The organism is Pseudoalteromonas prydzensis, assembly GCF_011050055.1.
GTDB lineage: Bacteria > Pseudomonadota > Gammaproteobacteria > Enterobacterales > Alteromonadaceae > Pseudoalteromonas > Pseudoalteromonas prydzensis_A.
In genome coordinates, this window is the sequence record NZ_DRGM01000153.1 from 1 (window position 1) to 9,901 (window position 9,901).

Annotated in this window: 20 protein-coding genes; all 20 read right to left on the reverse strand. The window is 39.5% G+C overall.

What is annotated here, in order from left to right; all coding sequences use genetic code 11:
* Positions 1–681: 681 nt before the first annotated feature.
* Positions 682–1,059: a 50S ribosomal protein L17 gene (gene rplQ / locus ENH88_RS14515; protein WP_304183227.1), complete on the reverse strand. Its 378-nt coding sequence runs from the start codon at positions 1,057–1,059 to the stop codon at positions 682–684.
* 38 nt (positions 1,060–1,097) lie between these two features.
* Positions 1,098–2,081, reverse strand: coding sequence for a DNA-directed RNA polymerase subunit alpha (locus tag ENH88_RS14520; protein WP_304183228.1), 984 nt, complete (start codon positions 2,079–2,081; stop codon positions 1,098–1,100).
* Between the two features lie 46 nt (positions 2,082–2,127).
* Positions 2,128–2,754: a 30S ribosomal protein S4 gene (gene rpsD, locus ENH88_RS14525; RefSeq protein WP_304183230.1), complete on the reverse strand. Its 627-nt coding sequence runs from the start codon at positions 2,752–2,754 to the stop codon at positions 2,128–2,130.
* 14 nt (positions 2,755–2,768) lie between these two features.
* Complete coding sequence (gene rpsK / locus ENH88_RS14530; RefSeq protein WP_304183231.1) at positions 2,769–3,158, reverse strand: 30S ribosomal protein S11; 390 nt, start codon at positions 3,156–3,158, stop codon at positions 2,769–2,771.
* A 14-nt stretch (positions 3,159–3,172) separates the two neighbouring features.
* A complete protein-coding gene (gene rpsM, locus ENH88_RS14535) occupies positions 3,173–3,526 on the reverse strand; it encodes a 30S ribosomal protein S13 (protein WP_304183234.1) in 354 nt (117 codons plus the stop codon).
* Between the two features lie 88 nt (positions 3,527–3,614).
* The gene (gene rpmJ / locus ENH88_RS14540) at positions 3,615–3,728 is read right to left on the reverse strand and encodes a 50S ribosomal protein L36 (RefSeq protein ID WP_304183236.1); all 114 of its coding nucleotides are present in this window, start codon (positions 3,726–3,728) and stop codon (positions 3,615–3,617) included.
* Between the two features lie 32 nt (positions 3,729–3,760).
* On the reverse strand, positions 3,761–5,110 hold the full coding sequence (secY, locus tag ENH88_RS14545; protein ID WP_304183239.1) for a preprotein translocase subunit SecY: 1,350 nt from the start codon (positions 5,108–5,110) through the stop codon (positions 3,761–3,763).
* 5 nt (positions 5,111–5,115) lie between these two features.
* On the reverse strand, positions 5,116–5,550 hold the full coding sequence (gene rplO / locus ENH88_RS14550) for a 50S ribosomal protein L15 (RefSeq protein ID WP_304183240.1): 435 nt from the start codon (positions 5,548–5,550) through the stop codon (positions 5,116–5,118).
* A 1-nt stretch (position 5,551) separates the two neighbouring features.
* Positions 5,552–5,740 carry a 50S ribosomal protein L30 gene (gene rpmD, locus ENH88_RS14555; protein WP_304183242.1) on the reverse strand — a complete coding sequence of 63 codons (189 nt, stop codon included), beginning with the start codon at positions 5,738–5,740 and terminating at the stop codon, positions 5,552–5,554.
* A 4-nt stretch (positions 5,741–5,744) separates the two neighbouring features.
* Entirely contained in the window at positions 5,745–6,254 is a 510-nt protein-coding gene (rpsE, locus tag ENH88_RS14560; RefSeq protein ID WP_304183245.1) for a 30S ribosomal protein S5, read from the reverse strand.
* Between the two features lie 19 nt (positions 6,255–6,273).
* Positions 6,274–6,627, reverse strand: coding sequence for a 50S ribosomal protein L18 (gene rplR / locus ENH88_RS14565; RefSeq protein WP_304183247.1), 354 nt, complete (start codon positions 6,625–6,627; stop codon positions 6,274–6,276).
* A gap of 12 nt (positions 6,628–6,639) precedes the next feature.
* Positions 6,640–7,173 carry a 50S ribosomal protein L6 gene (gene rplF / locus ENH88_RS14570; RefSeq protein WP_304183248.1) on the reverse strand — a complete coding sequence of 178 codons (534 nt, stop codon included), beginning with the start codon at positions 7,171–7,173 and terminating at the stop codon, positions 6,640–6,642.
* 25 nt (positions 7,174–7,198) lie between these two features.
* Positions 7,199–7,594: a 30S ribosomal protein S8 gene (rpsH, locus tag ENH88_RS14575; protein WP_304183250.1), complete on the reverse strand. Its 396-nt coding sequence runs from the start codon at positions 7,592–7,594 to the stop codon at positions 7,199–7,201.
* Between the two features lie 32 nt (positions 7,595–7,626).
* A complete protein-coding gene (gene rpsN / locus ENH88_RS14580; RefSeq protein WP_304183251.1) occupies positions 7,627–7,932 on the reverse strand; it encodes a 30S ribosomal protein S14 in 306 nt (101 codons plus the stop codon).
* 24 nt (positions 7,933–7,956) lie between these two features.
* Entirely contained in the window at positions 7,957–8,496 is a 540-nt protein-coding gene (gene rplE, locus ENH88_RS14585; protein ID WP_304183252.1) for a 50S ribosomal protein L5, read from the reverse strand.
* 22 nt (positions 8,497–8,518) lie between these two features.
* Entirely contained in the window at positions 8,519–8,836 is a 318-nt protein-coding gene (gene rplX / locus ENH88_RS14590; protein ID WP_304183254.1) for a 50S ribosomal protein L24, read from the reverse strand.
* 15 nt (positions 8,837–8,851) lie between these two features.
* Complete coding sequence (rplN, locus tag ENH88_RS14595; RefSeq protein ID WP_304183256.1) at positions 8,852–9,220, reverse strand: 50S ribosomal protein L14; 369 nt, start codon at positions 9,218–9,220, stop codon at positions 8,852–8,854.
* 28 nt (positions 9,221–9,248) lie between these two features.
* On the reverse strand, positions 9,249–9,509 hold the full coding sequence (gene rpsQ, locus ENH88_RS14600; RefSeq protein ID WP_304183259.1) for a 30S ribosomal protein S17: 261 nt from the start codon (positions 9,507–9,509) through the stop codon (positions 9,249–9,251).
* A gap of 9 nt (positions 9,510–9,518) precedes the next feature.
* The gene (gene rpmC, locus ENH88_RS14605; protein WP_304183262.1) at positions 9,519–9,704 is read right to left on the reverse strand and encodes a 50S ribosomal protein L29; all 186 of its coding nucleotides are present in this window, start codon (positions 9,702–9,704) and stop codon (positions 9,519–9,521) included.
* Positions 9,704–9,901: 50S ribosomal protein L16 (rplP, locus tag ENH88_RS14610; RefSeq protein ID WP_304183264.1), on the reverse strand; the 198-nt coding region annotated here is incomplete at its 5' end. The genes rpmC and rplP, both read right to left, overlap by 1 nt.

Here is a 9,901-nt window from a genome sequence, read left to right on the forward strand (position 1 = left end):
AAGAATCGACCTAACGAAAGTACCCACACAAATTACTTGATACTATTTTTTTAAAGAGCGTTTGTTGCCACTACTGCCTGCAACAAAGAAGCGAGAATTATACAGGCTCTCACTAAACTGTCAAACTTTATTTCTTAACCATTTCGCCGTGGTGCTGGTTGAATGCCTTAAGAAGTGGTGCATTCTACAGCCTAAAATGACTTCGTCAACAGAAAACTTATCTTATTTTCGCAACCAGACTATAAGCTTATGAAATCAGTATAAATTTCATTTTATTTCTTTGTCTCATAATCCATGATACATACTGTATTATGGTCATTTCAGCTTATGACAACCTAAAAAACTAATTATTCCTATCTTCAAATCATAAAATAAATACAATTTTGATGAAAAAATTACAAATATTAGTTTGGCGTTGGATGTAAGCGTATTACGAACATAAATATCATTATTCAAGATAAAAGTGAATATTGTTTTAATTAGTAGAAACAATGATCGGCGAAAGTATATCAAAATAATACAACTGAATTTCATCTTTGAAAACCTAGGTCTAAATAACCAGATCTATTCTGAATAAAGTACTATATTATGTATAAACGCTTATATTCTAAATGACATTAATTTTTGACATAAAAAAACCGACTAAGGTCGGTTTTTTTATTTTGATATTTTTATACTTGCTTATTCAGCAACAGCTTCAGTTTTTCTATCTACTAGTTCGACGATAGCCATAGGTGCTTTATCACCTTCACGGTAACCACACTTTAAAATACGCACATAACCACCAGGTCTAGTTAAAGAACGAGGGCTAATGTCATTAAAAAGTTTAGTTACTGCAGCTCTGTCTTCTAAACGAGCAAAAGCAAGTCTTCTATTTGCTACAGAATCAACTTTACCCAATGTTATTAATGGTTCAATCACGCCACGTAACTCTTTTGCTTTTGGCAAAGTTGTGCGAATGACTTCATGTTCCACCAATGAGACCGCCATATTTTTGAACATTGCTGTTCTGTGACTGCTATTGCGGTTTAATTTACGACCAGAATTACGATGACGCATTTTAACTACCCTATTTTTTATGCTGAATTAATTCAGTTTTATTTTTGTTCTAATGATGTTGGCGGCCAGTTATCAAGATGCATTCCTAATGATAAGCCTTTTGATGCCAAAACATCTTTAATCTCAGTTAATGATTTTTTACCTAAGTTTGGTGTTTTCAATAATTCCATTTCAGAACGTTGAATTAAATCACCAACATAATAGATATTCTCTGCTTTTAAACAGTTAGCAGAACGAACAGTTAAATCAAGTTCGTCAATTGCTTGTAGCAATTCTGGTGCGATTTGAGCAACTTCTGGCTCAACTTTCTTTTCTTCAATAACAGTGAAGTCAACAAAAGATGAAAGTTGATCGCTTAAGATAGTTGAAGCAAACTTGATTGCATCTTCAGCATCCAATGTGCCATCAGTATCTACATCAATAATAAGCTTATCCAAATCAGTTCGATTTTCTACCCGCGCACTCTCAACAGCATATGTAACCATATTAACTGGGCTGAATGAAGCATCTAGATAAAGCTGACCGATTGAACGATCTTCATCTTCTGCAGTTTGACGTGTATTAGATGGGGAATAACCTCTGCCTTTAGCAACTTTAAAAGTAATAGATAAACTACCACCGGTTAAGTTAGCAATTACATGCTCAGGATTAACAATTTCAACATTATGAGGAAGTTGTATATCGCCAGCAGTAACAGGACCAACACCACTTTTACTAAGCGTCAATACTACTTCATTAAGATCATGCAATTTAACGGCAAGACCTTTCATGTTTAGAAGTATATCCAAGACATCTTCTTGAACGCCATCAATCGCAGAGTATTCATGTACTACACCATCAATTTGGGCTTCAACTACTGCTGAGCCTTCCATTGAAGATAATAGTACTCTACGCATTGCGCTGCCTAGTGTATGACCAAATCCTCTTTCGAGTGGTTCCAATACTAAACGTGTACGTGTATTACTAAATCTCTGTATATCAACCATCCGTGGCTTTAGAAACTGACTAGTATAGATTGTCATTAAAATTCCTCTAATCAATCCTCACTTTCATGAGGATTATCTTTACTTATTTCGAGTAGAGCTCAACAATTAAATGCTCATTGATATCCGCTGACAAATCAGAACGTTCAGGTACATGCTTGTATGTTCCTGACATTTTAGCAGCATCAACTTCAACCCAATCTGCGAATCCGTTTTGAGCAGCTAAATCTAGCGCGCCTTTGATTCGAATTTGGTTTTTACCGGCATCTCTAACTGCGATCACATCAGAAGCGCTTACCTGATAAGAAGGAATATTTACTTTCTTACCGTTAACAGTAATCGCGTTATGACGTACTAACTGGCGAGCTTCACTACGTGAAACACCAAACCCCATACGATATGTAACATTATCCAAACGGTTTTCTAACAATTGAAGAAGGTTCTCACCTGTAGCACCTTTCTTGTTATCAGCCAATTTGTAATAAGATCTAAATTGCTTTTCAAGTACACCATACACACGACGTAATTTTTGCTTTTCACGTAACTGCGTTGCGTAGTCCGAAAGACGTCCACGACGTTGGCCATGTTGGCCAGGTGGGAACGCACGATTTTCGATTGCACATTTAGATGTATAACATTTTTCGCCTTTCAGGAATAACTTCTCACCTTCGCGACGACACAAACGACATTTTGCACCAATATATCTAGCCATAATAATCTCCTAAATCAGACTCTGCGCCGTTTAGGCGGACGACAACCATTATGCGGAATAGGTGTTACGTCTGTAATATTGTTAATTTTAAAACCCAAGTTATTCAATGCGCGAACAGCTGATTCACGACCAGGACCTGGACCTTTAATTTCGACATCAAGGTTTTTCATACCGAAACCCTTGACTACTTCACCCGCTTTCTCAGCTGCTACTTGAGCTGCAAAAGGAGTGCTTTTCCGTGATCCACGGAATCCACAACCACCAGATGTTGCCCATGATAGAGCATTACCTTGGCGGTCTGTGATTGTAATAATAGTGTTATTGAATGATGCATGCACATGGGCAACACCATCAACAACATTCTTTTTTACACGCTTACGCTGACGCGCAGTTGAATTTGCCATGAAAGTTCTCTTCGTTATTTAATCATGCGTCTAGGACCTTTACGAGTCCTTGCATTAGTTTTAGTTCTTTGTCCACGAAGAGGTAAACCTCTACGATGACGAATACCACGATAGCAGCCGAGATCTCTCAAGCGCTTGATATCCATTGAAACCTCACGTCGCAAGTCGCCTTCTACAGTGAATTTTGCAACTTCACTACGGAGTGATTCCACTTCCTGCTCTGTTAAATCTCTAATTTTTGCATCTGGTGCGATACCTGATGCGGCACAGATTTTCTGTGCGCGTGTGTTACCAATACCATAGATAGAGGTTAACGCGATCACCGTGTGCTTTTGCACAGGGACATTTATACCAGCAATACGAGCCATTGAGCTACCCTAAGTTCTTCATAAGTGAACAGAGAATTGTAACATATATTATCTCTATCCAACAATAAATTAATTTATGTAACGTCAATCAACCTTGACGCTGTTTATGTTTTGCTTCAGTGCAAATGATGCGAACAACACCCTTACGCTTCACAACTTTACAATTACGGCAAATCTTCTTAACCGACGCTTGAACTTTCATCGAACTTCTCCACCAAATGATGTGCGTTGAACTTAATTTAAGAACCCTGACACACTGTTATTATTTTTTTTGTTTGATTTTTTCATCAAACCTTCATATTGCTGAGACATCATATGTGATTGCACTTGAGACACAAAATCCATTACAACAACAACGATAATTAGTAAGGATGTACCACCAAAATAAAACGGAACATTCCAGTACAAGATCAAAAACTCTGGCAATAGACAGACTGCAGTGATATATACAGCACCTGCCAATGTCAAACGGCCCATAACACCATCAATATATTTACTTGTTTGAGCGCCAGGTCTTATACCAGGAATAAATGCACCAGATTTCTGTAAATTTTCGGCTGTTTCTTTAGGATTAAAAACTAAAGCCGTATAGAAAAAACAAAAGAACACTATTGCAATTGCATAAGCTATAACATACATCGGTTGGCCTGGAGACATTAACGTAGAAATATCTTTTAGCCAGCCCATTCCTTCAGACGTTCCAAACCAGCCTGCTATTGTAGCAGGAAACAGAATAATACTTGAAGCAAAAATTGGTGGAATAACTCCCGCCATATTGAGCTTCAATGGTAAATGAGTCACTTGACCTGACATCATTTTTCTACCTTGTTGGCGTTTAGCATAATGGACAGGTATTCTGCGCTGTGCGCGCTCAACAAATACAACAAATGCTGTAACTGCAATCGCTAAAACAAGTATCGTTATGACTAAAAACGAATGCAATTGACCAGTTCTAGCTAACTCCAATGTTCCACCGATAGCAGCTGGTAATCCTGCAACAATACCAGCAAAAATAATCAGCGATATACCATTACCTATGCCACGTTCTGTGATCTGCTCTCCTAGCCACATCAAAAACATTGTGCCAGTAACAAGCGTGATAACAGCTGTAAACCTAAACAACATACCAGGATCAACTACCACACCAATACCTGATGCACTTTGACTTTCAAGTGCTACAGCAATACCTAAAGCTTGAAACGTAGCAAGTACTAGAGTGCCATATCGTGTGTATTGAGTAATTTTTCTTTTACCCGCAGCACCTTCTTTTTTCATTTGTGCAAGTTTTGGGTGTACAACTGTCAACAACTGCATAATAATAGATGCAGATATGTAGGGCATGATACCTAACGCAAATACTGATAAGCGTGACAAGGCACCACCCGAGAACATGTTAAACATGTCGAGGATAGTACCTTTTTGTTGTTCAAACATAATTGCTAGTGCAGCAGGATCGATACCAGGAACAGGCATAAATGTACCCATTCGATACACGAGCAAAGCGCCTAATACAAAAAGTAGTCTGCTTTTTAATTCAGCATACTTACCTTTATTTTCTAGCAATTGTTGTTTATTTTTTTCCACGCAGATTACTCTTCGATTTTTCCGCCAGCAGACTCAATAGTCGACTTAGCTCCAGCAGTTACAGACAACCCTTTAATAGATAGGGCTTTAGTAAGTTCACCAGAGTTAATAACTTTAACTTTTTGGATATTACCAGAGATAATCCCTAGCGCTCTAAGTGCGAACAAATCGATTACTTCGACATCTAGCCCTGCGAGTACATCTAGCCTAACCTCAGTAGATTTAGAACCTACACGAGATTTAAAACCAACTTTAGGTAAGCGACGTTGTAAAGGCATTTGACCACCTTCAAAACCACGCTTGTGAAAACCACCTGACCGTGCTTTTTGACCTTTGTGGCCACGACCACATGTTTTACCTAGACCAGAACCGATTCCGCGACCAACACGTTTTGCATCTTTTGTTGCACCAGGTGCAGGTGCAATAGTATTTAAAAACATTTTATGCTTCCTCAACCTTTAACATATATGAGACATGATTAATCATACCTCTGTTTTCAGGTGTATCAATAACAATAGCGCTGCTACCAGTCTTTCTCAGACCTAAGCCTACTACGCATGCCTTATGTTTAGCTAAGCGACCGATCGTACTTTTGACCAATGTCACTTTTAATTTAGCTTGAGTTGTCATTATCTTATTCCATAATCTCAGCAACTGACTTGCCACGTTTGGCTGCAACTGCTTCAGGGTTATTCATATCAGTAAGCCCGATAATTGTAGCGCGAACTACGTTCAAAGGATTAGTTGAACCGATAGATTTTGCCAGCACATTATGAACACCAACAACGTCAAATACAGCACGCATCGCACCACCGGCGATAACGCCAGTACCTTCAGATGCGGGTTGCATATAAACTTTAGCAGCACCGTGACGAGCAGTTAGAGCATGCTGTAACGTGTGCCCGTTTAATGTAACCGTTTTCATGTTTCTTCTAGCTTCGTCCATTGCTTTTTGAATCGCAACAGGAACTTCGCGAGCTTTACCTTGACCGAAACCTACTCGGCCTTCTCCATCACCTACTACGGTTAATGCAGAAAAACCAAATACGCGACCACCTTTAACAACCTTAGCAACCCTGCGAATTCCGACTAACTTCTCAATCAAACCATCAGATGGGGCTTGTCGTTGATCATTTTGTGCCATGTGATAATACCTTTAAAATTTAGAACTGCAGGCCGTTTTCGCGTGCAGCATCAGCTAGCGCTTTAACTCGGCCGTGAAAACGAAAACCAGACCGGTCAAAAGAGACTTGCTCAACACCTGCTTTAACTGCTCGTAAAGCAACTGCTTTACCAACTGCTTCAGCCGCTGAAATATTACCCGTGCTAGAAAGTTCTTTTCTTAGTTCACCATCTAATGTCGATGCTGAAGCAATAACCTTTGAGCTGTCATGAGTGACAATTTGTGCGTAGATGTGGCGAGGTGTTCTGTGAACAGTCAACCTATAGACTTCGAGCTCTCTTAATTTAGCTCTTGTTTTAGCCGCTCTACGTAATCGTGATATTTTCTTATCCATTGTTCAGCCTAATTATTTCTTTTTAGCTTCTTTACGAGCAACATGCTCATCTGCATAACGAACGCCTTTACCTTTATAAGGTTCTGGTGGACGATAAGCGCGAATATTTGCCGCAACCTGACCTACTATTTGCTTATCAGTTCCTGAAATAAGAATTTCAGTCTGAGTTGGTGTTTCAATTGTGATACCCGCAGGGACAGCATATTGAACTGGGTGCGAGAAACCTAATGTAAGATCCAATGTGTCACCTTGTGCTTTAGCACGATAACCCACCCCAACCAATGTAAGCTTCTTTTGGAATCCTTCGGAAACACCGATTACCATATTATTTAACAAGGCACGTGAGGTACCTGCTTGAGCAACGGCTTGTTTTGACTGGCTACGCGCTGTAGTAACTAATGTATTACCTTGCTGCGCCACTTCAACTTCCGCATGTATTGCACGACTTAACGTGCCTTTGCTACCTTTTATAGAAACTTCAGCACCATTCAGCGACACTTCTACGCCAGCTGGAATTTCTACGGGTGCGTTTGCAATTCGTGACATTCTTAAATCTCCAAATATATCTGGCTTAGCTAACTGAACACAGGACTTCACCGCCCTGACCTAGTTCTCTTGCCTTACGATCGGCCATTACACCTTTAGATGTCGACACGATTGCTACACCTAAACCACCAATTACTTTTGGTAGGTCTTTCGCTGATTTGTATACACGCAAACCTGGACGGCTAACGCGATCAATTTTTGATATAACAGGTTTTCCTTCAAAGTATTTCAAAGCGATTGAAAGTACTGATTTACCATCCACATCAGTTACATTATATGTCGCGATGTAACCTTCGTTTTTCAATACATCTGCAATACTTAGCTTTACTTTAGAAGAAGGCATTGTTACATCTGATTTTTTTGCTTGTTGTGCATTACGTATGCGTGTAAGCATATCTGCAACAGGATCGGTCATACTCATTTTATTTTAGCTCCGCACTATAAATTGACAAACTACCAGCTTGCCATTACTAGGCCAGGAATATCACCTGCCATTGCATGTTCACGCAACTTATTCCTAGAAAGGCCGAATTTACGGTAGTAGCCATGTGGGCGACCCGTAATTTCACAACGATTTCTCATACGTACTGCACTCGAGTTACGAGGTAACGCATGAAATTTCTTTGCAGCTTCTTGACGCTCATCAAAACTTAATGACATGTCTACGATCTGTTTTTTCAACTCTGCTCTTTTGGTAGCATATTTTTCTACCAATTTTGCTCTTTTAATCTCACGATTAATCATGCATTGTTTAGCCATAACTTAATTCCACCCAATCTGAATCTATTTTTTAAAAGGAAACTTGAATGCTAATAATAGCGCACGAGACTCTTCTGCTGTTTTAGCAGTCGTCGTAATGGTAATATCCATTCCGCGTAACTTATCTATTTTATCATATTCAATTTCTGGGAAGATGATTTGTTCTTTCACCCCCATACTGTAATTTCCTTGCCCGTCAAATGACTTAGGATTTAATCCACGAAAGTCACGGATCCTTGGGATGGAAACAGTTACTAAACGATCAAGAAAATCATACATACGCTCAGAACGTAAAGTCACCTTACAACCTACGGGCCAACCTTCACGTAATTTAAAGCCTGCAATTGATTTTCTTGCTTTCGTAATAACTACTTTCTGACCGGAAATTTTTTCCATATCAGCAACAGCATTATCCAAAACCTTCTTATCAGTCAACGCTTCACCGACACCCATATTTAAGGATATCTTTGTAATTCTTGGAACTTCCATGACCGACTTATAACCAAACTGTTCAATTAACTGTTTGACTACAGTATCACGATAAAAATCTTTTAATCTGCTCACTGTAAATACCTAATCTTGTCGCCTAAGCGCCAACAACTTCGCCGTTTGATTTGAAAAAGCGAACCTTGCGGCCATCATCTAAAATTTTAAAACCCACTTTATCACCCTTGCCAGTAGCAGGATTTAATAAAGCTAGGTTAGAACCCTCAATCGGCATTTCTTTATCAAGAATACCACCAGCCTGACCTTGCGCTGGATTTGGTTTAACATGTTTTTTGGCTAGATTTATACCTTGAACAACAAACTTACCATCTTGTCCACGACCTACAATCTCACCCGTTTTGCCGCGGTCTTTACCGACTACAACAACAACTTGGTCACCTTTTACTAATCTTTCCATCTCAGAACTCCAATCTTATAGCACTTCAGGTGCTAACGATATAATCTTCATGAATTTTTCACCACGAAGTTCACGAGTAACTGGGCCAAAAATTCGAGTACCAATCGGTTGAAGATTAGCATTTAATAATACAGCAGCATTTCCATCAAAACGAATCACAGATCCATCAGGACGACGCACACCTTTTCTAGTTCTAACGATTACTGCGTTATGAACTTGGCCTTTTTTAACCTTACCACGTGGCGCAGCTTCTTTAATCGTTACTTTAATAACATCACCAATACTGGCATAACGACGGTGTGAACCACCTAAAACTTTAATACACTCTACACGCTTTGCGCCGCTATTATCCGCAGCGTCAAGACTACTTTGCATTTGAATCATTGTCTAAACTCCAATTGTAACCAGCGGACTACTTGGCTCGGTCAATAACTTCGACCAAGTTCCAGCTTTTAGTCTTTGACAAAGGTCGTGACGATGTAATCGTTACAACATCACCAACATTACATTCGTTCGCTTCATCATGAGCATGCAACTTAGTTGAACGCTTCATGTATTTTTTATAGATAGGATGAGCAACTTTACGCTCAACCAAAACTGTTATAGTTTTGTCCATTTTATCGCTAACAACGCGACCAGTGACTAAACGTGTACTTTTTTCCTGCTCACTCATATTCGTACCCTATTTCTTTTCGTTAAGTACAGTTTTAATACGAGCAATGTCACGGCGCACACGTCTCATCTCGCTAGAGCGTGTTAATTGACCTGTCGCATTTTGCATACGCAAACTAAACTGTTCTTTATGAAGAGCCTCAAGCTCTTGTGCCATATCTTCAACAGATTTCTGTCTGATCTCGCTCGCTTTCATTACAGTATCGCCCGCGTTACAAATGTTGTTTTAACTGGAAGTTTTGCAGCGCCTAATCTAAAAGCTTCTCTTGCAATTTCTTCTGACACACCTTCCATCTCATAGAGCATGCGACCTGGCTGAACATTTGCCACCCAGTATTCAACATTACCCTTACCCTTACCCTGTCTTACTTCTAGCGGCTTGCTAGTAATAGG